This window comes from Allobosea sp. FW305-C-101 (assembly GCF_058783685.1).
The window spans coordinates 83,117-106,131 of record NZ_JBYSYT010000005.1; the positions used below are offsets into that span (position 1 = coordinate 83,117).

27 protein-coding genes are annotated in these 23,015 nt (G+C 66.6%); 22 read left to right on the plus strand and 5 right to left on the minus strand.

Annotated elements, in window-relative coordinates:
* Positions 1 to 19: 19 nt before the first annotated feature.
* From hflK to AC3WMA_RS20450, 5 genes are all read left to right on the plus strand, one after another.
* The gene (gene hflK / locus AC3WMA_RS20430) at positions 20 to 1,177 is read left to right on the plus strand and encodes an FtsH protease activity modulator HflK (RefSeq protein ID WP_492287186.1); all 1,158 of its coding nucleotides are present in this window, start codon (positions 20 to 22) and stop codon (positions 1,175 to 1,177) included.
* Entirely contained in the window at positions 1,174 to 2,109 is a 936-nt protein-coding gene (gene hflC / locus AC3WMA_RS20435) for a protease modulator HflC (RefSeq protein ID WP_492287187.1), read from the plus strand. Before hflK ends, hflC begins: the two co-directional genes overlap by 4 nt.
* An 18-nt stretch (positions 2,110 to 2,127) precedes the next feature.
* A complete protein-coding gene (locus AC3WMA_RS20440) occupies positions 2,128 to 2,319 on the plus strand; it encodes a DUF2065 domain-containing protein (RefSeq protein ID WP_199088463.1) in 192 nt (63 codons plus the stop codon).
* 160 nt (positions 2,320 to 2,479) lie between these two features.
* Entirely contained in the window at positions 2,480 to 3,997 is a 1,518-nt protein-coding gene (locus AC3WMA_RS20445) for a DegQ family serine endoprotease (protein ID WP_492287188.1), read from the plus strand.
* A 148-nt stretch (positions 3,998 to 4,145) separates the two neighbouring features.
* Complete coding sequence (locus tag AC3WMA_RS20450) at positions 4,146 to 4,487, plus strand: DHCW motif cupin fold protein (protein WP_492287189.1); 342 nt, start codon at positions 4,146 to 4,148, stop codon at positions 4,485 to 4,487.
* On the opposite strand, the gene serB is transcribed toward AC3WMA_RS20450, so the two are convergent.
* A complete protein-coding gene (gene serB / locus AC3WMA_RS20455) occupies positions 4,488 to 5,375 on the minus strand; it encodes a phosphoserine phosphatase SerB (RefSeq protein ID WP_492287190.1) in 888 nt (295 codons plus the stop codon). It abuts the gene before it with no gap.
* Between the two features lie 12 nt (positions 5,376 to 5,387).
* On the opposite strand from serB, the gene miaA reads away from it, so the two are divergent.
* A complete protein-coding gene (gene miaA / locus AC3WMA_RS20460) occupies positions 5,388 to 6,314 on the plus strand; it encodes a tRNA (adenosine(37)-N6)-dimethylallyltransferase MiaA (protein WP_492287440.1) in 927 nt (308 codons plus the stop codon).
* Positions 6,315 to 6,317: 3 nt separating this feature from the next.
* Here the strand turns inward: miaA and AC3WMA_RS20465 are convergent, their stop codons facing one another.
* Entirely contained in the window at positions 6,318 to 7,781 is a 1,464-nt protein-coding gene (locus tag AC3WMA_RS20465) for a GGDEF domain-containing protein (protein ID WP_492287191.1), read from the minus strand.
* 326 nt (positions 7,782 to 8,107) lie between these two features.
* On the opposite strand from AC3WMA_RS20465, the gene AC3WMA_RS20470 reads away from it, so the two are divergent.
* From AC3WMA_RS20470 to AC3WMA_RS20505, 8 genes are all read left to right on the plus strand, one after another.
* Entirely contained in the window at positions 8,108 to 9,871 is a 1,764-nt protein-coding gene (locus AC3WMA_RS20470) for an acetolactate synthase 3 large subunit (protein WP_492287192.1), read from the plus strand.
* A gap of 141 nt (positions 9,872 to 10,012) precedes the next feature.
* Entirely contained in the window at positions 10,013 to 10,723 is a 711-nt protein-coding gene (locus AC3WMA_RS20475) for an aspartate/glutamate racemase family protein (protein ID WP_492287193.1), read from the plus strand.
* Complete coding sequence (locus tag AC3WMA_RS20480; protein WP_492287194.1) at positions 10,720 to 11,403, plus strand: glutathione S-transferase family protein; 684 nt, start codon at positions 10,720 to 10,722, stop codon at positions 11,401 to 11,403. The genes AC3WMA_RS20475 and AC3WMA_RS20480 overlap by 4 nt, the downstream gene beginning before the upstream one ends.
* A gap of 42 nt (positions 11,404 to 11,445) precedes the next feature.
* A complete protein-coding gene (gene ilvN, locus AC3WMA_RS20485) occupies positions 11,446 to 11,988 on the plus strand; it encodes an acetolactate synthase small subunit (protein WP_492287195.1) in 543 nt (180 codons plus the stop codon).
* A 16-nt stretch (positions 11,989 to 12,004) separates the two neighbouring features.
* Complete coding sequence (locus AC3WMA_RS20490) at positions 12,005 to 13,258, plus strand: FAD-dependent oxidoreductase (protein WP_492287196.1); 1,254 nt, start codon at positions 12,005 to 12,007, stop codon at positions 13,256 to 13,258.
* Positions 13,255 to 13,476, plus strand: a complete 222-nt coding sequence (locus AC3WMA_RS20495; protein WP_492287197.1) for a hypothetical protein — start codon at positions 13,255 to 13,257, stop codon at positions 13,474 to 13,476. Before AC3WMA_RS20490 ends, AC3WMA_RS20495 begins: the two co-directional genes overlap by 4 nt.
* A 70-nt stretch (positions 13,477 to 13,546) precedes the next feature.
* Positions 13,547 to 14,293, plus strand: a complete 747-nt coding sequence (locus AC3WMA_RS20500; protein ID WP_492287198.1) for a helix-turn-helix domain-containing protein — start codon at positions 13,547 to 13,549, stop codon at positions 14,291 to 14,293.
* A gap of 109 nt (positions 14,294 to 14,402) precedes the next feature.
* Entirely contained in the window at positions 14,403 to 15,125 is a 723-nt protein-coding gene (locus AC3WMA_RS20505) for a haloacid dehalogenase type II (protein ID WP_492287199.1), read from the plus strand.
* A gap of 16 nt (positions 15,126 to 15,141) precedes the next feature.
* On the opposite strand, the gene AC3WMA_RS20510 is transcribed toward AC3WMA_RS20505, so the two are convergent.
* Positions 15,142 to 15,687, minus strand: coding sequence for a DUF924 family protein (locus AC3WMA_RS20510; RefSeq protein WP_492287200.1), 546 nt, complete (start codon positions 15,685 to 15,687; stop codon positions 15,142 to 15,144).
* 142 nt (positions 15,688 to 15,829) lie between these two features.
* Between AC3WMA_RS20510 and AC3WMA_RS20515 the strand changes: the two genes are divergently transcribed.
* The 3 genes from AC3WMA_RS20515 (at position 15,830) to AC3WMA_RS20525 (ending at position 18,092) form a co-directional block, all read left to right on the plus strand.
* Positions 15,830 to 16,495, plus strand: coding sequence for a TetR/AcrR family transcriptional regulator C-terminal domain-containing protein (locus tag AC3WMA_RS20515; RefSeq protein WP_492287201.1), 666 nt, complete (start codon positions 15,830 to 15,832; stop codon positions 16,493 to 16,495).
* A 14-nt stretch (positions 16,496 to 16,509) separates the two neighbouring features.
* Positions 16,510 to 17,529, plus strand: coding sequence for a ketol-acid reductoisomerase (ilvC, locus tag AC3WMA_RS20520; RefSeq protein ID WP_100963369.1), 1,020 nt, complete (start codon positions 16,510 to 16,512; stop codon positions 17,527 to 17,529).
* A gap of 332 nt (positions 17,530 to 17,861) precedes the next feature.
* Complete coding sequence (locus AC3WMA_RS20525; RefSeq protein WP_492287202.1) at positions 17,862 to 18,092, plus strand: hypothetical protein; 231 nt, start codon at positions 17,862 to 17,864, stop codon at positions 18,090 to 18,092.
* 227 nt (positions 18,093 to 18,319) lie between these two features.
* Here AC3WMA_RS20525 and AC3WMA_RS20530 read toward each other — a convergent pair whose 3' ends face one another.
* Positions 18,320 to 18,712: a ComEA family DNA-binding protein gene (locus AC3WMA_RS20530; protein ID WP_492287203.1), complete on the minus strand. Its 393-nt coding sequence runs from the start codon at positions 18,710 to 18,712 to the stop codon at positions 18,320 to 18,322.
* A 303-nt stretch (positions 18,713 to 19,015) separates the two neighbouring features.
* Between AC3WMA_RS20530 and AC3WMA_RS20535 the strand changes: the two genes are divergently transcribed.
* From AC3WMA_RS20535 to AC3WMA_RS20545, 3 genes are all read left to right on the plus strand, one after another.
* The gene (locus tag AC3WMA_RS20535; protein ID WP_492287204.1) at positions 19,016 to 19,843 is read left to right on the plus strand and encodes a helix-turn-helix transcriptional regulator; all 828 of its coding nucleotides are present in this window, start codon (positions 19,016 to 19,018) and stop codon (positions 19,841 to 19,843) included.
* A gap of 93 nt (positions 19,844 to 19,936) precedes the next feature.
* On the plus strand, positions 19,937 to 20,317 hold the full coding sequence (locus AC3WMA_RS20540) for a DUF1127 domain-containing protein (RefSeq protein WP_492287205.1): 381 nt from the start codon (positions 19,937 to 19,939) through the stop codon (positions 20,315 to 20,317).
* Between the two features lie 26 nt (positions 20,318 to 20,343).
* On the plus strand, positions 20,344 to 20,496 hold the full coding sequence (locus AC3WMA_RS20545; protein WP_336811447.1) for a hypothetical protein: 153 nt from the start codon (positions 20,344 to 20,346) through the stop codon (positions 20,494 to 20,496).
* A 76-nt stretch (positions 20,497 to 20,572) separates the two neighbouring features.
* On the opposite strand, the gene AC3WMA_RS20550 is transcribed toward AC3WMA_RS20545, so the two are convergent.
* Positions 20,573 to 21,097 (minus strand): DedA family protein, encoded by a 525-nt coding sequence (locus AC3WMA_RS20550; protein WP_492287206.1) that lies wholly within the window; start codon positions 21,095 to 21,097, stop codon positions 20,573 to 20,575.
* A gap of 191 nt (positions 21,098 to 21,288) precedes the next feature.
* Here AC3WMA_RS20550 and AC3WMA_RS20555 point away from each other — a divergent pair, with 191 nt between their 5' ends.
* Together AC3WMA_RS20555 and AC3WMA_RS20560 are read left to right on the plus strand one after the other, a co-directional pair.
* Positions 21,289 to 22,167, plus strand: coding sequence for an ABC transporter ATP-binding protein (locus AC3WMA_RS20555; protein WP_492287207.1), 879 nt, complete (start codon positions 21,289 to 21,291; stop codon positions 22,165 to 22,167).
* Positions 22,164 to 22,955: an ABC transporter permease gene (locus AC3WMA_RS20560; protein WP_492287208.1), complete on the plus strand. Its 792-nt coding sequence runs from the start codon at positions 22,164 to 22,166 to the stop codon at positions 22,953 to 22,955. Before AC3WMA_RS20555 ends, AC3WMA_RS20560 begins: the two co-directional genes overlap by 4 nt.
* Positions 22,956 to 23,015 lie beyond the last annotated feature (60 nt).

Consider the following 23,015-nt stretch of genomic DNA (forward strand, 5'->3'; position numbering starts at 1 on the left):
GAAAGGGAACGGCTCGCGAATGCCTTGGAGCAATCAGAGCGGCGGTGGCAGCGGCGGGGGCGGACCCTGGGGCCAGCGCGGAGGTAATGGCGGCGGCGGTCCCTGGGGCGGCGGTTCAGGCGGTGGCAACGGCAATCCGCCCGATCTCGAGGAGATCCTGCGGCGCAGCCAGGACCGGCTGAAGAACCTTGTGCCGGGCGGCAATATCGGCGGGCGCGGCCTGATCATCGGCGGTCTGCTGCTGATCCTGCTCTGGCTCGGCTCCGGCATCTATTTCGTGCGGCCCAACGAGGTCGGCCTCAACGTCGTCTTCGGCCGCTTCGCCGGCAAGACCGGCGAGGGCATGAACTGGAACTGGCCCTATCCGATCGGCAGCGTGGTCAAGCCGCAGGTGACGAACGTGATCACCACCGAGGTCGGTTTCCGCACGGTCGAATCGGTGCGAGCCTCGCGCCAGACCGACGTCACCGAGGAGAGCCTGATGCTCACCGGCGACGAGAACATCGTCGATATCGACTTCATCGTGCAGTGGCAGATCGATCCGGCCGCGCCCGAGAACTACGTCTTCAACATCCAGGACCCGCCGGGCACGGTGAAGGCCGTGGCCGAGAGCGCGATGCGCGAGATCATCGGCCGCCGCAACATCCAGCCGGTGCTGACGACCGATCGCGGCGCGATCGAGACCGAGGTGCGCCAGCTGATGCAGGAGACGCTCAACGGCTACAATGCCGGCGTGCAGATTCGCCTCGTCCAGCTCCAGAAGGTCGACCCGCCGCAGCAGGTCATCGACGCCTTCCGCGACGTCCAGGCGGCCCGTGCCGACCAGGAGCGCCTGCGCAACGAGGCGCAGACCTATGCCAACCGCATCGTGCCGGAGGCGCGTGGTCGCGCGGCCGGGCTGGTCCAGTCGGCGGAAGCCTTCAAGGAACAGACCGTCGCCGAAGCGCGTGGTCAGGCCAGCCGCTTCAACGCGGTCTACGAGCAGTACAAGAACGCTCCGGGCGTGACGCGCGAGCGTCTCTTCCTGGAGACGATGGAACGCGTGATGGGCGGGACCGACAAGATCATCCTCGACAACCCGGCGGGCGGGCAGGGCGTGGTGCCCTATCTGCCGCTGGACCAGCTCCAGCAGCGTCGCCCGGTGCCGGGCCAGCAGCAGGGAGGGGCTCAGCGATGAACTCTTCCGTGTTGCGCGCGGCGCTTCTCGTCGCGGTCATCGTCGCCGCAGTCGTCCTGTACGCCTGCACCTTCGTGGTCTCGCAGACCCAATCGGCCCTCGTGCTGCGCCTCGGCGCGGTCCGCAGCGTCGTCACGGCGCCGGGCCTCTATTTCAAGCTGCCGGCTCCGTTCGAGCAGGTGACCCTGCTCGACAACCGCATCCTCGACCTCGACCTGCCGGCGCAGGAAATCATCGCCTCGGACCAGAAGCGTCTCGTGGTCGATGCCTTCACGCGCTACCGGATCTCGGACCCGCTGCGCTTCTACCAGGCGGTCAACAACATCCCGCGCGCGAACTCGCAGCTGGCCTCGATCGTGAACGGTAATGTTCGCTCGGTGCTGGCGGAGGCGTCCTTCATCGCGATGGTTCGCACCGAGCGTTCGCGCCTGATGAACCGCATCCGCGACGACGTGAACCGCGAGGCGGCGCGCTTCGGCATGACCGTCGTCGATGTCCGTTTGCGGCGCGTCGACCTGCCGGCGGCGAACTCCGCGGCGGTGTTCCAGCGCATGCAGACCGAACGCCAGCGCGAGGCGGCGGAAGCACGCGCGCTCGGCGGCCAGCAGGCCCAGGAGGTCCGGGCCCGGGCCGACAGGGATGCCACCGTGATCGTCGCCGAGGCGCAGCAGCGCTCCGACGTGATCCGCGGTGAAGGCGAGGCGGAGCGCAACAAGGTCTTCGCCGAAGTCTTCGGCAAGGATCCGGAGTTCTTCTCCTTCTACCGCTCGATGCAGGCCTATGAAGCCAGCATCAAGCCCGGGGATACGCGGATGGTGCTGACGCCGGATTCGCCGTTCTTCCGGTATTTCAACGGCCCGAACGCGCAGCGTCAGGACGGCCAGGCCGCCACCCCGGCGACGCCTGCGCAGCCTGCGCCGGCCCGGCCCTGATCATGGCGAGCGACGCGGATGCTTGATTTCGTCGCGGCGCTCGGCCTGGTCTTTGCTATCGAGGGTATTCTCTTCGCCGCGATCCCGCATCTGGCGAAGGATGCCCTCCGTAGCGCGGCCGAAACGCCGGTGGACCGGATGCGGCTCATCGGCATCGGCTCGGCGGTGCTGGGCGTGATCCTGGTCTGGCTCGCGCGCGGCGTCTGGTAGCAGCGGGGGCGGGCACATGATCGTGTTCGATGACATGATCGTGCGTCGCCCTTCCGCCGCATTTCGGAGTTCAATCATCAGGCGCGTCCGTCTGCCTTGAGGCATCGGGCGCGCCTGCCTGCATCGATCGGCCCGTATTCTTCCGAACATGAGGACCCCTATGGCATCGAACACCCTTTCCGCAGCCAGGCCTGTCCGCATCGCTCTCGCTGCCGGCGTCGCCGGCCTCGCGCTGCTGGCTTCGCCGGTGCTGGCGCCGGGGCATGCGCAGGCCAACACGCCGCTCCTCCAGGGGCAGACCTCGCTTGCCGACCTCGTCGACAAGGTCATGCCGGCAGTGGTCAATATCGCGGCGGTCACCACCAACGACACGAAGGGCCGCAACCTGCCGCAATTGCCGCAGCTCGGCCCGGACACGCCCTTCGGCGACCTGTTCGAGGAATTCTTCAACCGCCGCAACCAGCAGGGCGAGCGCCAGGCGCCGCAGCAGCGCCGCTCGCAATCGGCGGGCTCCGGCTTCGTGGTCGATCCCTCCGGCATCGTGGTCACCAACAACCACGTCATCGGCGACGCCAACGAGATCACGGTGATCTTCAACGACGGCCTGCGCCTCAAGGCCGAGGTGATCGGCAAAGACAGCAAGGTCGATCTCGCCGTGCTGCGCGTGAAGCACGACAAGCCGCTGCCTTCGGTCAAGTTCGGCGATTCCGACAAGATGCGGATCGGCGATCCCGTGATGGCGATCGGCAACCCGTTCGGACTTGGCGGCTCGGTCTCGTCGGGCATCGTCTCGGCCCGCAACCGCGACATCAGCCAGGGGCCGTACGACACCTATATCCAGACCGACGCGGCCATCAACAAGGGCAATTCGGGCGGCCCGCTGTTCAACATGGCCGGCGAGGTCATCGGCATCAACACGGCGATCCTGTCGCCGACGGGCGGCTCTGTCGGCATCGGCTTCGCCGTGCCCTCGACGCTGGCGACCAATGTCGTCGACCAGCTCAAGGAATTCGGCGAGACCCGGCGCGGCTGGCTCGGCGTGCGCATCCAGACTGTCGACGACGCCACCGCCGAAGCACTCGGCCTCGGCTCGGCGCGCGGCGCGCTCGTCGCCGGCATCGACGAGAAGGGCCCGGCCAAGCCCGCCGGCCTGGAAACCGGCGACGTGATCGTCAAGTTCGACGGCAAGGACGTGAAGGATTCGCGCGACCTGCCGCGCATCGTCGCCGCGACGCCTGTCGGCAAGGACGTGCCGCTCGTGGTGGTCCGCAAGGGCAAGGAAGAGACCAAGACGGTCAAGCTCGGCCGCCTCGAGGATGGCGAGAAGGTCCAGTCGGCCTCGGCGAACAAGCCTGCGGCCGAACCGGCCAAGCCCGTGGTGACGAGCGCGCTCGGCCTCGAGTTCTCGCCGCAGACGGACGAACTCCGGAAGCGCTACTCGATCAAGGACGGCCTCAAGGGCGTGGTCATCACCAAGGTCGATGCCAATTCGAACGCCGCCGACAAGCGCGTCCTCGTCGGCGAATTGATCGTCGAAGTCGGCCAGGAGCCGGTCAACGCTCCGGCAGACGTGACCAAGCGGCTCGACGTGCTGAAGAAGGAGGGCAAGAAATCCGCCCTCCTGCTCGTCTCGAACGGCCAGGGCGAGGTTCGCTTCGTCGCTGTCTCGATGAACTGAGACAAGCCGCGTTTCAGGAATACGAAGGGCGGTCCGGCTGGGCCGCCCTTTTTCATGTCCTGTTCGCAGAGCGGCGGCGAGGCGTATGCGCTGGCGCAGACGGGCTGAACGCAGCTAGAGCTTTGCGACGGCGCCCGGAGAGACCGAGATGAAGCTCAGCGAAATTCCCTTCGTCACCACCGACTGGGCGACGATTCCCGTGGAGCGCCATGCCGGCGACAGCGGCGAGGCGACCTGGCGCGTCCAGTATTTCGGCCCCGAGGGCAACCGCATCCGGGTGCGGATGGTCGAGTATTCGCCCGGCTATGTCGCCGATCACTGGTGCTCGAAGGGTCACATCATCCTGTGCCTGGAAGGCGAGATGGAGACCACGCTGGCAGACGGCCGTGTGCTGCCGCTTCGCGCCGGCATGAGCTATCAGGTCGCCGACAATGCCGAGGCACATCGCTCCGCGACCAAGACCGGCGCGAAGCTCTTCATCGTCGATTGATCAGCTCCGGACGATCTCGCTGCCTGCGTAGCCCTGGGCATAGAGCAGCGCGGTGAGATCGGCATGGTCGAGCCGCGCATCGGCTGCGGCTGCCACCGCCGGCTTGGCGCGGAAGGCGGCGCCCAATCCGGCTTCACCGAGCATGGCGAGGTCGTTGGCGCCGTCGCCGACGGCCATCGTCTGCTCGGGCGCCAGCTTGAAACGGGCGCGCAGTTCGACGAGCGCGTCGAGCTTGGCCTGCTTGCCGAGGATGGGATCGGCGACCGTTCCGTTCAGGATGCCGTCATTGGCGAGCAGGGTGTTGGAGCGATGCTCGTCGAAGCCTATGGTCTGGCCGATCGGCCCGGTGAAGACGGTGAAGCCGCCCGAGACGAGGGCGGTATAGCCGCCATTGGCGCGCATCGTCTGGACGAGTTCGCGTCCGCCCGGCGTCAGCGTGATGCGGTCGCGGATGATCTCGCCGACGACAGAGAGCGGCACGCCCTTCAGCAAGGCGACGCGCTCGCGCAAAGCCGGCTCGAAATCGATCTCGCCGCGCATCGCGCGTTCGGTGATCGCGGCGACATGCTCCTTGAGACCGACGAAGGCGGCGAGCTCGTCGATGCATTCCTGGCCGATCATGGTCGAATCCATGTCGGCGAGGAACAGCGCCTTGCGGCGCGTCGCCGCCGGCTGGACGATGACGTCGATCGCCCCGCCGTCCAGAGCGGCCCGGATTTCGGCTTCGAGCTTGCGCGCATCGGCTGCTTCCGCGAAGAGGTCGGCAGCGATTTCGCCGTCGAGCACCGCCGTGCCGGTGATGCCGGGCAGGGCGCGGGCGAGGTGGGCGAGAAGGGCTTCGCCGACCAGCGCCTGGCCGTGGGCGGATACGAGTGTGGCGACGAGCATGTGAGGAACCGGGTGAAGGCGGAAGGGCAATTCGGCGCGGTGCTCATCGCAGGTCCGACCGCGAGCGGCAAGTCCGCGCTGGCGATCGAGATCGCGCGCCGCACCGGCGGGACCGTCGTCAACGCTGATTCCATGCAGGTCTATGCCGATCTGCGTGTCCTGTCGGCCCGGCCGAGCGAAACCGAGGAAACGATGGTGCCGCATCGTCTCTACGGGCATGTCGACGGCGCGGTGAACTATTCGGCGATGCGTTACGCGACCGACGTGACGGTGTTGCTGGCGGAGCTGCGTGCGAGCGGCTCCCTGCCGATCCTGGTCGGTGGCACCGGGCTCTATTTCAAGGCCGTCACCGAGGGCTTTTCGGCGATGCCGCCGGTGCCGGAAGAGGTGCGGGTCGCTTTCCGCGCCGATGCCGAGGGGCGCGAGACGAGTGCGCTCCATGCCGAACTCGCCGCTTGCGATCCCGCCATGGCCGAGCGATTGCGCCCGAGCGACCGGATGCGGATCATGCGCGCGCTGGAGGTTTTCCGGGCGACCGGGCGTTCGCTGGCAAGCTTCCAGGGCGAGCGCGAGCCGGGGCCGCTGGGCGATGTGCCGACGCTCCGGCTATTCGTCCATCCGGAGCGCGAGGCGGTGCGAGAGCGGATCGACCGACGCTTCGAAGTCATGATGGGTGAGGGTGCGCTGGACGAGGTTGCACGGTTGAAGCAGCGAGGGCTCGATCCGCTCTTGCCGATCATGCGCGCGCATGGCGTGCCGGGTCTGATCGCCCATCTCGACGGTGCGATCACGCTGGACGAGGCGATCCGGCGCGGCCAGGCCGATACGCGCGCCTATGCCAAGCGGCAGGTGACGTGGTTCCGTCACCAGATGGCAGGCTGGGAAGCGGTCGCGCCGGAGGCTGCGCTGGAACTGGCCGCGCGGCGTCTCGGGCTCTGAGCCTCAGGCCGCTTCGGCGACAGGAGCGGGATCGGCGAGGCCGAGCCTGTTGCGGCCTTCGTTCTTGGCGCGATAGAGCGCCTGATCGGCGCGGGCGGTCAGGGATGCCAGCGTTTCGCCGGCGTGCAGCGCGGCGATGCCGAGGCTCGCGGTCACCTTGAGCGCCAGGGTCTCGGAGACCGGCATGGAGCGGGTGAGCAGGGCGTCCTGAATCTGGCGCGCGCTCGCCGCGGCCGAGGCGAGGTCGCAATCTTGCAGCAGGATGGCGAATTCCTCGCCGCCGAAGCGGCCGACGAGGTTGTGCTCGTTGCGGAACTGGCCGAGCAGCAGATCGGCGAAAGCACGGATCACCGCATCGCCGGCCGGGTGCCCGTAGGTGTCGTTGACCTGCTTGAAATGGTCAAGATCGACGATGATGAGGGCGATGTCGGTGCTGTCCGTCTCGCTCGCCGCGATCGCGGCATTGGCCTTGTCAGTGAAGGAGCGGCGGTTGAGCAGCGCGGTCAGCGGGTCCGTCTCCGCCAGGCGGCGCAGTTCCTTCTCGCGTTCCTCGCGCAGGCCGATTTCCTCGGAAAGCGCGCGGCGGGTCGCCCGCTCGCGGCCGATCTCCAGCGCCAGCGTGGCGGCGCGCATCTGCAAGGTCTGGTTGGCGACCGTCAGGTCGGTGATATCGGTCAGCGTCAGCAGCAAGCCGTCGCCGAGCGGAGCGATCGCGACCCTGAGCCAGGTCGTGGCGCCGTCGTGCGTGAAGGAGACCTCGAGCGTGTCGGCGCGCTGCAGGTCGATGGCGTAGAGGCAGCGGCGCCAGACCGAAGCGTCGGACAGGAAGGTCAGGCTTTCGCGGCCATCGGTGTCGAGCAGGTCGTTCTCTGCGCGACCGCTCAACTCGGCGGCGCGCCGGTTTGCGGTGACGACGACGGCCTGCTCGATCTGGCCGGCTGCGTCGCGAATGGCGCGCAGGGCGACGATGCCGCTGGGCGAGGAGTCCAGCACGGCATTGAGCAGATCCTCGCGGAACTGCAGCGGACGGCTGAAGGCGATGATGAAGCGGCGCCCGTCGCGCGTGGTGGTCGGCAGGAGCAGACGCTCCCAGAGCGCGACGCGCACCGTCTGGGTCGAGCGATGCACGGTATAGAGCGGCCGGTCCTCGGCGATGGCCTGGTCGAAGCTGTCGGTCGAGAAGCGGGCGACGTGCTCGCGCATGTCCGAGAGGCGCTTGCCGAGGCGGCTGGCGCCGGAATAGCGGATGATCTCGCGCCCGAAATGCAGCCAGCGATAGTCGCCGTCGCCGGTGGGTTCCAGGATCATCAGGTCCTCGCCGAATTCCGGCAGCAGCGCGGCGGCGAGCTTCTCATAGCCGACGGGCTCGCCGTCCTGACGATGAAGTGCGAAGCGGCTCAGAATCCGCGCGATCTCCGGGGCATGGCCGCGGGCCGCGATATTCTCGGTGTGGACCTCGTAGTACATATCCGTCCCGGTTCGAGCGGGGAGAACCTAGCGCCGACGGATTGAGAAAGTGTTCCCTTGCGGCATGGCATTTTCCGGACTCGACGGAAGTGCCGATCCCCGGGCATGTTAACGCTTGACCGGCTGCGCGGCCTCCGTTAGCGTTCGGCAACTTTCGTCAAGGAACATGTGCGCAATGCGCAAGCTTATTCTCGTAGAGGTGCGCTGGTAGGGGCCGGTTTTCGAACCGGGCGTCCCCGACGCCAGCGCACGCCCAGGCCCCTCCGAGGGCCTTTTTTATTGCCCGCATTCCAGACCGACAAAAAGACCAGCCGCAGGAGAGCGTAATGAGCGAGATGATGACCGGCGCCGAGATGGTCGTCCGCGCGCTTCAGGATCAAGGTGTCGAGCACCTGTTCGGTTATCCGGGCGGCGCCGTACTCCCGATCTACGACGCCATTTTCCAGCAGGACAAGGTCAAGCACGTCCTCGTCCGCCACGAGCAGGGCGCGGTCCACGCCGCCGAGGGCTATGCCCGCTCCGGCGCCGGCAAGGTCGGCTGCGTGCTCGTCACCTCCGGCCCCGGCGCGACCAATGCCGTCACGGGCCTGACCGATGCGCTGCTCGACTCGATCCCGCTCGTCGTCATCACCGGCCAGGTCCCGACCCATCTGATCGGCTCGGACGCCTTCCAGGAATGCGACACGGTCGGCATCACCCGCTCCTGCACCAAGCACAACTACCTGGTGAAGAGCATCCACGACCTGCCGCGCATCCTGCACGAGGCGTTCTACGTCGCCGCCAACGGCCGCCCGGGCCCGGTTGTCATCGACATCCCCAAGGACATCCAGTTCGCGACCGGCGCCTATAGCCGCCCGCGCGACAACCAGCACAAGACCTACCGCCCGGTGGTCAAGGGCGACCTCAACAAGATCAAGGCCGCGGTCGAGCTGATCGCCGGCGCCAAGCGGCCGGTCTTCTATACCGGCGGCGGCGTGATCAATTCCGGCCCGCATGCCTCGGTGCTGTTGCGCGAGCTGGCGCGGCTGACCGGCTTCCCGGTCACCTCGACGCTGATGGGACTGGGCGCCTTCCCGGCCGCCGACAAGCAGTGGCTCGGCATGCTCGGCATGCACGGCACATACGAGGCGAACCTCGCGATGCATGACTGCGACGTCATGATCAATATCGGCGCGCGCTTCGACGACCGCATCACCGGGCGCATCGATGGCTTCTCGCCGCGCTCGAAGAAGATCCATATCGATATCGATCCGTCCTCGATCAACAAGACGGTCAAGGTCGATATCGGCATCGTCGGCGATTGCGCCCATGTGCTCGAGGACATGGTCCGGATCTGGCGCGAGACCAGCCCGCAGGTCGACAAGACCGCGCTCGCAGCCTGGTGGACGAAGATCGACGGCTGGCGCGGCCGCAAGAGCCTCGCCTACAAGAACTCGGACACGATCATCAAGCCGCAATATGCGCTGGAGCGCCTCCATGCTCTGACCAAGGATCGCGACACCTACATCACGACCGAGGTTGGCCAGCACCAGATGTGGGCCGCGCAGTATCTGCATTTCCAGGAGCCGAACCGCTGGATGACCTCGGGCGGTCTCGGCACGATGGGCTACGGCCTGCCGGCAGCGATCGGCGTGCAGATGAAGCATCCCAAGGCGCTGGTCATCGACGTCGCCGGCGAGGCTTCGATCCTGATGAACATGCAGGAGATGTCGACGGCCGTTCAGTACCGTTTGCCGGTGAAGATCTTCATCCTCAACAACGAGTACATGGGCATGGTGCGCCAGTGGCAGGAATTGCTGCATGGCGGGCGCTATTCGGAGAGCTATTCGCAGTCCCTGCCGGACTTCGTGAAGCTGGCCGAGGCCTATGGCGGCCACGGCATCCGCTGCTCCGACCCGTCCAAGCTCGATGACGCGATCATGGAGATGATCGAGACGCCCGGTCCGGTGATCTTCGACTGCCTCGTCGCGAAGGAAGAGAACTGCTTCCCGATGATCCCGTCGGGCAAGGCCCATAACGAGATGATCCTGCCCGATTTCGAGGGCGATACCGGCGAGATCATCGACGCCAAGGGCAAGCAGCTCGTTTGACGAGGCAGCGTCTTGCTCGGGCTTGACCCGAGCATCTCAGGCGGAGCGAGGCGCCAGTCCGTGCCTTTCCGTGGGGAGATTCTCGGGTCAAAGCTCCGCTTCGCCCGAGAATGACGGCAGCGGTGCGGGAAGGAAAACACCATGGCCAGCATCGGTCTGATCGGCGGGATGAGCTGGGAGTCGACCGCGGTCTACTACCGGCTCCTCAACGAGGGCGTCCGTGCGCGCTCGGGCGGTTTGCATTCGGCCGACGTGCTGCTGCATTCGGTCGATTTCGCTGGTATCGCCGAAATGCAGGCCAAGGGCGACTGGGCTGCGGCCGGTGCTGTGCTGGCCGCGAGCGCGCGCCGCCTCGAGCAGGGCGGGGCCTCCTGCCTCGTTCTCTGCACCAACACCATGCACAAGGTCGCGGACCAGATCATCGCCGCTACCAAGCTGCCCTTCCTGCATCTCGCCGACGTGACGGCGCGGGCGGTTCTGGCTTCGCCCTCGCGCCGGTCGCTTCTGCTGGCGACGCGCTTCACCATGGAGCAGGGCTTCTATCGCGACCGGCTGAAAGCCTTCGGCGTCGAAGCGCTGGTGCCACAACCGCAAGAGCGCGACGACGTCCATCGCATCATCTACGAGGAGTTGTGCCGCGGGCGGATCGAGCCTGCCTCGCGCGAGCGCTACCGCGCCATCGTCGCGCGCGCCGCGAAGGAGGAGGGCGCCGACGGCGTCATTCTCGGCTGCACCGAGATCGGCCTCCTGCTGTCGCAGGGCGATGTTTCCGTGCCGGTGTTCGATACGACGGCCTTGCATGTCGCGGCGGCACTCGATTTCGTCGATGAGTGGGAGGTTGCCGCGGCATGAAGCTTCTGATCGGCAACAAGTGCTATTCGTCCTGGTCGCTTCGGGCCTGGCTCCTGATGCGCGTGGCTGGCATCGCCTTCACCGAGCAGCTCGTGCCGCTCGACGAGCCCGGCTTCAAGGAGACCGTCTTCGCCGCGGCGCCCGGCAGCGGCGGCACGCTGCCGATGGTGGTCGATGGCGATGTCGCCGTGTGGGAGACGCTGGCGATCTGCGAATATCTGCATGACACGCATCCGCAGGCCGGGATCTGGCCGCGCGATACTGCGGCGCGTGCGCATGCGCGGGCTGTCTCCAGCGAGATGCATGCCGGCTTCATGGCGCTGCGCAGTGCCTGCCCGATGAATCTGGGCAAGCGCTTCGCCGCGCGCGACCGTGGTCCCGGCGTCGCCCGCGATGTCGAGCGGCTGACCGCGCTATGGCGGCAGGCACGCGAGCGCTTCGGCGCGGGCGGGCCTTTCCTCTACGGCGCCTTCTCGGCTGCGGATGCGATGTTCGCGCCGGTCGTCACCCGCTTCGATACCTATGGCATCGCGGTCGACCCGGTTTCGCAGGACTACATGCGCGCGATCCTCGCGCTGCCGGCCTATCGCGAGTGGCTCGCCGCCGCGCTGGTCGAGCCCTGGATCGTAGCGCAGGACGAGGTGGACGAACCCGCCCTCGTCGATCTCCGCCACAGCTGATCATTCCTTCTCTTTCGCTCCAACCCGCCTCACAGGTCCGTCATGTCGAAGCCCGCCACCCACTACCCGAATGCTCCGAAGGCCCAGCCGACCGCGCGCCATACGCTGGCGGTGATCGTCGACAACGAACCGGGCGTTCTTGCCCGCATCGCCGGGCTGTTCTCGGGCCGCGGCTACAATATCGAGAGCCTCACAGTCTCCGAGACCGAGCATGAGAAGCATCTCTCGCGGATCACGGTGGTGACCTCCGGCACGGCCAATGTCATCGACCAGATCAAGGCGCATCTCGACCGGCTGGTGCCGGTGCATCGCGTCGTCGACCTGACCGAGCAGGGCGAGGCGATCGAGCGCGAGCTCGCGCTGGTCAAGGTCGTCGGCAAGGGCGATCATCGCGTCGAGGCCATGCGCCTCGCCTCGGCCTTCGGTGCGCGCGTGCTCGATGCCTCGCTGACCTCCTTCGTCTTCGAATTGACCGGAGCGACCGAGGAGATCGAGCGCTTCATCAAGACGATGACGGCGGTCGGCCTGACCGAAGTTTCGCGCACCGGCATCGCCGCGATGAGCCGCGGCCCGGAATCGATGTAATCACTGACCTGCGCCGGTGACGCGCCGCTACGAAATCGCGATCGCCGGCTGCGGGCCGGCGGGGCTCGCGGCTGCGCTCCTGCTGGAGCGCGCCGGGCACCGCGTGACGCTGGTCGAGCGCTTCGCGACGCCGCAGCCGTTGGGCTCAGGCCTGATCCTCCAGCCGACCGGGCTTGCCGTTTTACGCGAGCTCGGCCTCGCCGATGCGCTGATCGCGCGCGGCAGCAGGCTCGACCGGCTCTATGGGCTCGGCGCGGCCACAGGTTCCGTCGTGCTCGATGTGCGCTACGTGGCGCTTGGCCCCGACGCCTTCGGCCTCGGCATTCATCGTGGCAGCCTGTTCGAGGCGCTGTTCGCAGCTGTGTCGGCGCGCGGGATCGCGGTGGAGACCGGCTGCGAGGTCACGGATATCGATAGCGGCAGTGGCGGGCAGGTCTCCCTCATCCTGGATAACGGGCGGAAGCTCGGGCCCTTCGACCTTGCGATCGATGCCACGGGGGCGCGCTCGCCCCTGATCGGCCGGGCCTTGCGGCCGGTGCGCCAGCGCCCGCTGGCCTATGGCGCGGTCTGGGCCAATGCGCCATTGGCGGCGGGGTTCGATCCGCATGCGCTGGAGCAGCGCTATCGCCGCGCGAGCGTGATGGTCGGCGTGCTGCCGATCGGCCGGCGACCGGAGGATGAGAGGCTGCTCGCCTCCTTCTTCTGGAGCCTGAAGCCGGCCGAGCACGCGCAATGGCAGGCGCGCGGCCTTGATGCCTGGAAAGCCGACGTGCTTCGTCACTGGCCGCAGACAGCGCCGATGCTGGAGGCCATCACGTCATCCGAGCAACTCTTGCTGGCCTCGTATCGTCACCACACCTTGCCGGTTCCGGCCGGGCGCGGGCTCGCCTTCATTGGCGATGCCGCCCATTCGACCAGCCCGCAGCTCGGGCAGGGCGCCAATATGGGTTTGCTCGATGCCTATGCGCTGGCGATGGCGGTGAACGAGGCTGCGGATATCGCCGGCGCGTTGGAGCGTTATGCTCAGCTACGGCGCTTCCATGTCCGGCTCTATCAGGCGGCGAGCCGCCTGTTCACGCCGTTCTACCAATCCGACAGCCGGTTGCTGCCGCTGCTGCGTGACCGGCTCGTGCCGCCTCTGGCGCGCTTGCCGGGTATCGACAGGCAACTGGCGCTGCTCGTCGCGGGGCTGTATGGCGATCCCCTGCGGGCCCTGAAACTGGGACCGGCCTTTCCGGCGAAGCCAGCATTTGCGAGGGTAAGGGCATGACGACACCGAGCCTCGAACATATCGCGCTTTTCCTCGGCATTGCCGGGCTTGCCTGCTTCGCCTGGCCGATCATGATGCGGCTCTCAGGCAAGGGGCAGGTCGAGCCGCTCGGCAGCGGCAAGAGCCTGCGCTCGCCACTGTGGTGGGCCGGGTTCCTTTTGACGATCGCGGCGATCTTCCTGCAGCGCATCGCGAGCCAGCAGGTCGCGGGCGGCTGACCAGCCGCCTGATCGTGCCGTCTTGCCTCGCGGGACATGGGCGCGCATGACTTGGTGAGGAGGGCGGCCGATGTCGATCCAGCTTGAGGTCCGCAGCTATCGCGGTGGTGATCGGCATCATCACGATTTCAGCCAGATCCTGCTGCCGATGCAGGGCGCCATGCGGCTGGATGTCGAAGGGCGCCGGGGCGTCGTCTCCCATAACTGCGTGGCGTTGATCCCACGGCATTGCGAGCACGGCTTCGAGCCGAGCAGCGATTGCAGCATGTTCATCCTCGATGTCGACGTGGCGGGCCTTGGTAGCGAGGCGCAGCCGGCCTTGCTCAACAGCGCGGAGCCTTCGCTCCTGCCGATCGCGCCCTGGCTGTGGCGGATGTTCCGCCAGCTCGGAGCCGAGGTTGAAACCGGGGCCTGCCCGAGCGGGGGCGCCGCGCGCATGGCGATGACGGCGCTGCATCTGGTCGAACCGGGCGAGCGGCCGCAGCCCTGGTCGCGCGCGGAGCGGCGTGTGCTGGACGTGGCCGAGGCGGGGCAGGGCACAGGCGTCGCGCAGATGGCCCGGATGGCCGGGCTCGGGCAGAGCCAGTTCCACGCGCTGTTCCGGGCGACGATGGGCCGCTCGCCCAAGCAGTTGCAGCTCCAGCGCCTGTTCGAGCGTGCCGCCGAGAGGCTGGCGACGACGGCCGCGCCGGTTTCGGAGATCGCCTATGATCTCGGCTATCAGAACGCCGCGTCCTTCAATCGGCAGTTCAAGCGCCGCTTTGGCCTGACGCCGAGCGAGTTCCGCGCCGCGAACCGAGGGCCGGCAGGGGTCTGATCCCGGCATCGGAGTTTCGGTCAAGCCGTTCGGAGTTTCGCCTCATCACGGCCGTGCCGGTGTTGGCTAGCTTGAGCGCTTGCAATGACCGCCTGAGGAGCGCCCAGCCATGAAGCTGACTGATTTCAAAGTCCTGACATTCGATTGCTACGGCACCCTGATCGACTGGGAGACCGGCATCTGGAACGCTTTGCAGCCGCTGCTGAGCGTCGGCGGGATCGCGCTGGAGCGCGAGGATGCGCTCGCCCGTTTCGCCCGCTACGAGACCGAGCAGGAGGAGGCGACGCCCTCCCTGCGCTATCCGACGCTGCTCGCCGCGGTGCATGCCCGCTTCGCCCGAGATCTCGGCCTGCGCATCCATGCCGATCTCAACGAGCGCTTCGGCGCCTCGGTGCCGGACTGGCCGGCCTTTCCCGATTCAGCCGAGGCGCTCGCCTATCTCAAGCGGCACTACAAGCTCGTGATCCTCTCCAATGTCGATCGCCAGAGCTTTGCCGCCAGCAACCGGAAGCTCGGCGTGACCTTCGACGGCATCTACACCGCCGAGGATATCGGCTCCTACAAGCCCGATCCGCGCAATTTCGCCTTCCTGCTGGAACATCTTGAGGCCGACCTCGGGCTCGCCGCGCATGAGGTGCTGCATACCGCGCAGAGCCTGTTCCACGACCATGTGCCGGCACAGAAGGCCGGGCTGGCGCGAGCCTGGATCGATCGGCGCTTCGCCAAGGCGGGCAGCGGCGCGACGCAGGTGCCGGAGAAGCGGCCGAGCGTCGATTTCCACTTCAAGAGCCTCGCCGACATGGCGCAGGCGCATCGGGAGGCGACGGCCTGACGGCCGTCGCGATCCTTCAGCCGCTGAAGCCGCCTTCGTCGAGGAAGGCCTTTTCCTGCGCCGTGGTCTTGCGGCCGAGAACCGGGTTGCGGTGCGGGAAACGGCCGAAATCGCGGATGATGTCGCGGTGGATCTCTGCATATTTCACGCCGTCCGCATCATCGGCGGCGGCGCAGAGTTCGATGCAACGCTCCTGATCGGCGAGCCCTTCCGAGTGCATGAAGGGCATGTAGAAGAAGCGCTTCTCCGGCGGCCGGTAGGTCTCGTCGAAGCCCTTGGCGATCGCGCGCTCGGCGATCTCGACCGCTTGCGCGTCGGTGGCGAAGGCGCGCGGGCTGGAGCGGAACATGTTGCGCGGGAACTGGTCGAGCAGGATCAGCAGCGCATAGACGCCTTCCGGGGTATCCTCCCAATCAGCGAGTTGTCCGGCTGCTGCGGCCTCATGGGCCGGGAGGAAGCGCCTGATGATCTCGGCATCGAAAGCCTCGTCCTTGGCGAACCATTTCTCCGGGCCGGCCTCGCGCCAGAAGCTGACGACGGCATGGGCGCTGGGCAGGGTCATGAAGGGCTCCGTTCCTCGATATCCGATGGTCCAGAGATAATTCTTCTTCGGCCATGCGCCAGTTGCGAATAACGCTTGCGGCCCACCCGTCGCTGCGATAGATGCCTGAACCGTAACGTACGGTACTGGATTTCTTCCGCCCATGACGCAAGGCTCCGCAGAGACGCAAGGCGAGGCGCTGACAGCGCGCCAGCAGGCCGTGCTCGATGCCGTGCTGAGCCTGATGGTCGAGAAGGGCAGCGGGCTGACCATGACCGCCGTGGCGCGGCGCGCCAGCTGCTCCAAGGAAACGCTCTACAAGTGGTTCGGCGATCGCGACGGCTTGCTGACCGCGACCGTGCAGTGGCAGGCCTCGAAGGTGAGGGCGGGCAATTTCGACCGGCAGAATCTCGATGCCGGCGCACTGCGCGAGAGCCTCAAGGGCTTCGCGGCGAACTGGCTTGAGGTGATCACCTCGCCGACCTCGATCGCGCTCAACCGCATCGGTATCAGCCAGGCAGCCTCGCGCGACGGCAATCTTGGCTCGATCGTGCTGGCCAATGGCCGCTTCGCCATCGGTGAGCGCCTGAAGCCGGTGCTCGATGCCGGGCGCGAGGCGGGTTTGCTCGCCTTCGACGATACCGAGACGGCCTTCCGCACCTTTTTCGGCCTCGCCGGCCGCGACGTTCAGATTCGGCTCCTGCTCGGCGATACGCTGACGCTGAGCCGGGCCGAGATCGCCACTGACGCCGAGCGGGCGACCGAACAGTTTCTCACCCTCTACGGCGCGGGGCGGCATGCCTCGGGTCGGGACAAGTCCAACGCGTGACAAAGGAGACACCCATGCGCGTTTATTACGATCGTGATGCCGACATCAACCTGATCAAGGGCAAGAAGGTCTGCATCGTCGGCTACGGCTCGCAGGGCCACGCCCACGCGCTCAACCTGCGCGATTCCGGCGTCAAGGACGTCATCATCGCGCTCAAGGCAGGTTCGGCGACGCGCAAGAAGGCCGAAGAGGCCGGCTTCAAGGTGATGACCCCGTCGGAGGCCGCCAAGGTCTCGGACATCATGATGATGCTGACCCCGGACGAGCTGCAGGGCGACATCTATCGCGACGAGCTGCATGCCAACATGAAGGAAGGCGCCGCGCTGCTCTTCGCGCACGGCCTCAACGTTCATTTCAACCTGATCGAGCCGCGCAAGGACCTCGACGTGCTGATGGTCGCCCCGAAGGGCCCCGGCCACACCGTTCGCTCCGAGTATCAGCGCGGCGGCGGCGTGCCGACCCTGATCGCGATCCACCAGGACGCGACCGGCAACGCCCATGACCTCGGCCTGTCCTACGCCTCGGCCAATGGCGGCGGCCGCGCCGGCATCATCGAGACCACCTTCAAGGAAGAGTGCGAGACCGATCTCTTCGGCGAGCAGGTCGTGCTCTGCGGCGGCTTGGTCGAGCTGATCAAGGCCGGCTACGAGACGCTGACCGAGGCCGGCTACGCCCCCGAGATGGCCTATTTCGAGTGCCTCCACGAGGTGAAGCTGATCGTGGACCTGATCTACGAAGGCGGCATCGCCAACATGAACTACTCGATCTCGAACACGGCCGAGTACGGCGAGTACGTCACCGGCCCGCGGATCATCACCGCCGAGACCAAGGCCGAGATGAAGCGCGTGCTGACCGACATCCAGTCGGGTAAGTTCACCCGCGACTGGATGCTCGAGAACAAGGTCAACCAGACCTCGTTCAAGGCGACCCGCGCCCGCTACGCCGCTCATCCGATCGAGGAAGTCGGCGCCAAGCTCCGCGACATGATGCCGTGGATCAAGGCCAAGGCCCTGGTCGACAAGACCAAGAACTGAGTTCTTCCAAGCTCCGTCATGCTCGGGCTTGACCCGAGCATCTCAGGACGGAGAGGCGCTCTTTCCGGTTGGAGATTCTCGGGTCACTGCTCCGCAGCGCCCGAGAATGACGGGAGGGGAAGCCGCTTCCCAGATTGATTCAAGATGTTCCGGACCTGATTCCGGAATATCCTGCAGTCCACTGATATAATTTGATTTTCTTGTTTGCGGGCGGTGGCCGAGAGGCTGCCGCCCGCTTTCGTTGCGGCGCCGGCTGGAACCCTCCGGGCGCCCGGGCGTTTTCCTTACGGTGCATGGCCGGAAAGGCCTGCGACAGACCAAGGGAGACGGTCATGACGGTCGATACGCGACCCAGAGTACCGGTTCAGGACCCCGAGCAATTGCGCGGCGGCGATCCGATCCCGCCGATGCGGGCTGATGATCACAGCGATGCCGACCCGGCGGTAGAAACGCCGGTGGAGGCACGGCAGGGCTTTCTCGACCGGCCGGTGCTGATGGTCCTGATCGGAGGTCTCGTCATGGTGACGATCGCCTGGATCGTGATCGAAGCGACCATCTACTGAAGGTGAGTTTTGCGAAGCCGTTCGTGTTTGCCCGCCACAGGGGAGGCCGTGATGGAACTCTTACGCATTCTTGAAACGCCGGTCGGTATCCGCGTCGTGATGGCGCTGTCGCTGGCGATGATGCTGGCGGTGGTCCTCGGCCTGGCCTGAGGCACCGCATAAAAAGATGAAATCGGAGGAAGCCTCCGGCGCCTGGCGCCGGAGGCTTTTTTACAGGCGAGGACCGATCAGAAGGTGACCTTGTCCTTGATCTCGGCCTCGACATTGGACGGCAGGGTGCCGCGTTTCACGAGATCGGCGAAATCCTTGAACTTCGCCTTGCCGCGCTCCTCGATGATCTTCTTGGAGCGGGCCTCACCGATGCCCTTGAGCGTGTCGAGTTCGGCGGCGGTCGCGGTATTGATGTTGATCTTCTTGGCCTGGGCCGCTGCGGGCGTGGCGACGGCCGGGGTCGCGGGCTTGGCGGCGGGGGCGGATTGCGCTGCCGGTGCGGCGGGCACTGTCACGGGCGCGGCCGGCTTGGCCGGAGTGGCGGGAGCCTGCGTCGCGGTCTGGGCGAAGGCCTGGCCGCCCATGGCGGCAAGCGCGACGAGGGGTATCAGGAAACGTGACATCGTCATGACTGGGACCTCGCGGGTCGGCCCGGATCATCGCATCCGCCGGGGGCCGGGTCCCTCCGTCGGACGACGCTGGCGGCACGGGGCCGTTCAGCGTGTCGCGCCGGGCTTCACCGTTGGGGTGTGCCGCGATGCGACGACATGAAGAAGCGCCTTTCGGTTTGAACGATTTCCGAATGCCGCGTTCACCGGGCAGTCAGGTTTCCGGCGGCCTCAGGCCAAGCGGCTCGCGCTGCTGACAATCATCGCCCCTCGATTGTCGTAAGGGCTTTACCTGTCGCGAGGCGAGGCTCCGGGGAGACGGCCATGGCGGAATTCTCGATCAGCAACCTTCTCGACAGCAAGATCGCCGTCGTTCGGGATGTGGTCTGCTCCGGCGAATGCCGGCATCGCAGCGACGAGGAATGCACGCACCGGACGCATCTGGTGTTTCCGTATCGCGGCCTGTTCGTCCGCCATGTTGGCCGCGAGGATGTGGTCGCGGAGAGCAATCAGCTGCTCTGTTTCAATCCCTATGAGGGCTATCGGGTCAGCCACCCCGTGGCCGGCGGCGACGCCTGTCTCGATCTGCAGCTGGATGAGGCTGTCCTGCAGGAGCTGGTGCCGACCGAATTGCAGCAGCGAGGCACGAACGCCCTCGCGATGCAGCGGCGACGGATCGATCCGCGTGCGCAAGCACTCGTCGCGCTGCTGCGGCACAGCCTGCATCGCGGCGTGGCCGAAACGCTCGAGGCCGAGACTCTGGTCCTCACGCTGGTGCGACGAGCCTTCGGCGAAAGGACCTCCCATGGCGTGCGCGGCTCCGCGGGGCGGCGCAAGCTCGTCGATCGTGCGAAGCTGGTGATTGCGAGCGATCTCGCCCGGCGCTGGACGCTCGCGGAGATCGCCGACGAGGTCGGCGTTTCGCCGGTCTACCTGACGCAGGTCTTCAGCCAGGTCGAAGGGATGCCGCTCTATCGCTATCAATTGCGCCTGCGGCTCGGCCGGGCGCTCGATCTGCTGGGCGCGTGCGACGACCTCACCCAGCTCGGGCTGGAGCTGGGCTTTTCCAGCCACAGCCATTTCAGCGCCGCCTTCCGCCAGGCCTATGGCCGCAGCCCGGCAGAGTTCCAGCGATCGCTGCATCTCCGCTGACATCAGCTGTCACAAGTCGCGAAAGATTCCGACAGCAGCTGTCAGTCTCCTGGTGTCTCCTGACGTCATCACTTCTGACCAGGGAGACATATCATGATCAGCTTCATTATCGGGGCGGCCAAGCCTGCCTCCACTGCGATCCGGGCTCTTGGCCGCTTTGTCGGCGGCATCGAAAGCTGGCTGCAGGCCCGCCGCGATTTCAGCAGGCTTTGCGAAATGAGCGAGCACGATCTGCGCGATCTCGGCTTGCGCGGCAGCGACCTGCGCGATGCTTCGGCCGCTCGCTATTTCGGCGATCCGACCGCGATCATCGCGCTGAGGGCCGAGGAGCGGCGCGGATTGGCGGGCGGCGAGCGCATCGACGACATCCTGCGCGGCCTCAGCGCGGGCAGCCCGAGCCGCCCCGAGCGGATCGCTAAAGAATCCGACAGCGGCGCTTTTCGCGGCGTGGTCTGTCTCGGGGCGGCCGATTGACCGGCCCGGATCAAGGAGACCAAGCCATGAGCGGAACCTGTGCAGCCTGCGATTGCGAACTCGACGAGAACACGGTCCAGGTGACGATCGGCGGTAACACCGTCGAGGTCTGCTGCGACGACTGCGCCCAGGCGCTGCGTGAGGCCGAGGCGGCCTCGGCACAAGGCAGCGCAGGCTGAGCGATCCAGCCGATGCCGGCCGCGTCATGCGGCCGGCATTTTTGCTTGGCCGAAGCGACCCGACCTCGGTGGTCGCTCAGCGTGCGAGGAATTCGCTGAAGCGGCCGACCGCATAGAGCAGGCCGAAACCCCAAGCGAAGGAGGCCAGCCAGTTGGCGAGCTGGAAGGCCCAGAACGGCATCGCGACGATGCCGGCGACGATGGCGATGACAGCCCGCAGCGGCCCGAAGAAATGGCCGATCAGGATGCTGGCGATGCCCCATTTCTCGAAGAAGGCATGGCCGCGATCGAGCAATTGCGGATTGTTCCGGAACGGCCAGTATTCGTGGACGCGGGGCCCCAGATGGGCACCCGCGACATAGGATACCCAGAAGCCGCTGCCCGCGCCGAAGGAGGCCGCGAGCGCGAGCGGCACGAGATTGAGGCCGGAAGCGCCGGCGACGGCGCCGAATGTGGTGAAGAATACGGTCGCTGGCACCAGCCAGGAGAGAATCGCGACGCATTCGGCGAAGGCGACCGCGAAGACGATCGGGATCGCCCATTGCTGATGGGTCTGCATGAAGTCGACGAGCGCCTTCATGGCTTGCTCAAGTTCGGCCATGGCGTTCGGCTCGGCTCCTGCGGGGTCGGGTCGGTCCCGCCATATGGCCGTGTCGCTGGAGCGATGCAAGCGACGGGCCGCCGCAGGGCGGGGCGTTGCCTTCCCCGGATGATCGCCTATTAATTCCGGCAACGTGAAAAAAAGCTGACGGCCGGGCGTCCAGCCTTGAGCCCGACGGGGAAACGGATTTCATGGAGTTGCAGGATCGCCCGCAGGCGCATGCGGGCACGGGGGCGGTTTCGTCTGATAATCCGGCGGTGGCGCTCGGCGGCATCGACATCACCTTCCATCTCGCCGATGGCGGCCGCTATCAGGCGGTGAGGGGCATCGACCTCAAGGTCCATCCGGGCGAGTTCGTCTCGATCGTCGGCCCGACCGGCTGCGGCAAGTCCACGCTGCTCAACGCGGCGGCGGGTTTGCTCGCGCCCTCGGCCGGCACGGTCGGCATCTTCGGCAAGCCGCTGTCCGGGCTCAACCGGCGCGCCGGCTATCTCTTCCAGCAGGACGCCTTGATGCCGTGGAAGACGGCGCTGGAGAACGTCAAGGTCGCGCTGGAGCCGATGGGCGTGCCCGAGCGCGAGGCCGACCAGAGGGCGCGCGAATGGCTCGGCCGCGTCGGCTTGCGCACCTTCGTCGACCGCTATCCGCATATGCTTTCGGGCGGGCAGCGCAAGCGCGTCAGCCTCGCGCAGATGCTGATCCGCAATCCCGAGATCCTGCTGATGGACGAGCCCTTCGGGCCGCTCGACGCGCAGACCCGGCAGATCATGGGCAATCTCCTGCTTGACCTCTGGTCGCGCGACCGCAAGGCGCTGATGTTCGTGACCCACGATCTGGAAGAGGCGATCGCGCTCTCCGACCGGGTCGTTGTGATGTCGGCGGGGCCGGCGGCGGGGATCGTCGCCGATTACAAGGTCGACCTGCCGCGTCCGCGCGACATCGCCGATATCCGGCTGGAGAAGGCCTTCCACGAAATCCACCGCGACATCTGGGCCTCGCTGCGCGTCGAGGTGCAGAAGGCCTATGCGATGGGCGAGGGGCGCGAGCTCGTCGGGGGAGACGCGTCATGAAGCGGATGAAGCTTCTTTCGCTCCAGATCCTGGTGATGCTGGCCTTTCTGCTGATTTGGCATGTCGTGACGACCACGAGCCTGTTCGGCGACGTCAAGACGATGCAGTTCTTCTTCTCGACGCCGGTCGCGGTGCTGACGCGCACCTTCAAGCAGCTGACCAGCGGCGATATCTACTGGCATCTCGGCATCACGCTGACGGAGACGGTGCTGGCTTTCGTGATCGGCTCGCTCGCCGGCATCCTGTTCGGTTTCGCCTTCGCCCGGCGCGAGCTGCTCTCGGCGGTGTTCGACCCCTATATCAAGGCGGCGAACGCCCTGCCGCGCGTCGTGCTGGCGCCGATCTTCGCGCTCTGGTTCGGCTTGGGCATCTGGTCGAAGGTGGCGCTCGGCTTCACGCTCGTCTTCTTCATCGTGTTCTTCAACGTCTACCAGGGCGTGCGCGAGGTCTCGCCGACGATCCTGGCCAATGCCCGTATGCTCGGCATGAACGAACGCCAGCTCTTCAAGCATGTCTATTGGCCCTCGGCCCTGACCTGGATGTTCTCCTCGTTGCACACCTCGGTCGGCTTCGCGCTGGTCGGTGCTGTCGTCGGCGAATATCTCGGGTCCTCGGCCGGGCTCGGCTACAAGATCCACGAGGCCGAGAGCGTGTTCGACGTCACCGGCGTGTTCTCGGGCATGCTGATCCTGGCGATCTTCGTCATCGCGATCGACTCGTTGGTGACGTTGATCGAGAAGCGGCTCTTGGTCTGGCGACCCGGTCAGAGTTCGACGACGACGACCTAACGTCATCTCCGCTTGCTAGCGGGGCCGGGCAGGCTCATGCTCCGCCCCGCGATCAAGCGT

Excerpts from the sequence above, each read along its gene's own strand:
- hflK (WP_492287186.1), top strand. The coding sequence starts at position 20 with ATGCCTTGGAGCAATCAGAGCGGCGGTGGCAGCGGCGGGGGCGGACCC.
- hflC (WP_492287187.1), top strand. The coding sequence starts at position 1,174 with ATGAACTCTTCCGTGTTGCGCGCGGCGCTTCTCGTCGCGGTCATCGTC.
- AC3WMA_RS20440 (WP_199088463.1), top strand. The coding sequence starts at position 2,128 with ATGCTTGATTTCGTCGCGGCGCTCGGCCTGGTCTTTGCTATCGAGGGT.
- AC3WMA_RS20445 (WP_492287188.1), top strand. The coding sequence starts at position 2,480 with ATGGCATCGAACACCCTTTCCGCAGCCAGGCCTGTCCGCATCGCTCTC.
- AC3WMA_RS20450 (WP_492287189.1), top strand. The coding sequence starts at position 4,146 with ATGAAGCTCAGCGAAATTCCCTTCGTCACCACCGACTGGGCGACGATT.
- serB (WP_492287190.1), bottom strand. The coding sequence starts at position 5,375 with ATGCTCGTCGCCACACTCGTATCCGCCCACGGCCAGGCGCTGGTCGGC.
- AC3WMA_RS20465 (WP_492287191.1), bottom strand. The coding sequence starts at position 7,781 with ATGTACTACGAGGTCCACACCGAGAATATCGCGGCCCGCGGCCATGCC.
- AC3WMA_RS20470 (WP_492287192.1), top strand. The coding sequence starts at position 8,108 with ATGAGCGAGATGATGACCGGCGCCGAGATGGTCGTCCGCGCGCTTCAG.
- AC3WMA_RS20475 (WP_492287193.1), top strand. The coding sequence starts at position 10,013 with ATGGCCAGCATCGGTCTGATCGGCGGGATGAGCTGGGAGTCGACCGCG.
- AC3WMA_RS20480 (WP_492287194.1), top strand. The coding sequence starts at position 10,720 with ATGAAGCTTCTGATCGGCAACAAGTGCTATTCGTCCTGGTCGCTTCGG.
- ilvN (WP_492287195.1), top strand. The coding sequence starts at position 11,446 with ATGTCGAAGCCCGCCACCCACTACCCGAATGCTCCGAAGGCCCAGCCG.
- AC3WMA_RS20495 (WP_492287197.1), top strand. The coding sequence starts at position 13,255 with ATGACGACACCGAGCCTCGAACATATCGCGCTTTTCCTCGGCATTGCC.
- AC3WMA_RS20500 (WP_492287198.1), top strand. The coding sequence starts at position 13,547 with ATGTCGATCCAGCTTGAGGTCCGCAGCTATCGCGGTGGTGATCGGCAT.
- AC3WMA_RS20505 (WP_492287199.1), top strand. The coding sequence starts at position 14,403 with ATGAAGCTGACTGATTTCAAAGTCCTGACATTCGATTGCTACGGCACC.
- AC3WMA_RS20510 (WP_492287200.1), bottom strand. The coding sequence starts at position 15,687 with ATGACCCTGCCCAGCGCCCATGCCGTCGTCAGCTTCTGGCGCGAGGCC.
- AC3WMA_RS20515 (WP_492287201.1), top strand. The coding sequence starts at position 15,830 with ATGACGCAAGGCTCCGCAGAGACGCAAGGCGAGGCGCTGACAGCGCGC.
- ilvC (WP_100963369.1), top strand. The coding sequence starts at position 16,510 with ATGCGCGTTTATTACGATCGTGATGCCGACATCAACCTGATCAAGGGC.
- AC3WMA_RS20525 (WP_492287202.1), top strand. The coding sequence starts at position 17,862 with ATGACGGTCGATACGCGACCCAGAGTACCGGTTCAGGACCCCGAGCAA.
- AC3WMA_RS20530 (WP_492287203.1), bottom strand. The coding sequence starts at position 18,712 with ATGACGATGTCACGTTTCCTGATACCCCTCGTCGCGCTTGCCGCCATG.
- AC3WMA_RS20535 (WP_492287204.1), top strand. The coding sequence starts at position 19,016 with ATGGCGGAATTCTCGATCAGCAACCTTCTCGACAGCAAGATCGCCGTC.
- AC3WMA_RS20540 (WP_492287205.1), top strand. The coding sequence starts at position 19,937 with ATGATCAGCTTCATTATCGGGGCGGCCAAGCCTGCCTCCACTGCGATC.
- AC3WMA_RS20545 (WP_336811447.1), top strand. The coding sequence starts at position 20,344 with ATGAGCGGAACCTGTGCAGCCTGCGATTGCGAACTCGACGAGAACACG.
- AC3WMA_RS20550 (WP_492287206.1), bottom strand. The coding sequence starts at position 21,097 with ATGGCCGAACTTGAGCAAGCCATGAAGGCGCTCGTCGACTTCATGCAG.
- AC3WMA_RS20555 (WP_492287207.1), top strand. The coding sequence starts at position 21,289 with ATGGAGTTGCAGGATCGCCCGCAGGCGCATGCGGGCACGGGGGCGGTT.
- AC3WMA_RS20560 (WP_492287208.1), top strand. The coding sequence starts at position 22,164 with ATGAAGCGGATGAAGCTTCTTTCGCTCCAGATCCTGGTGATGCTGGCC.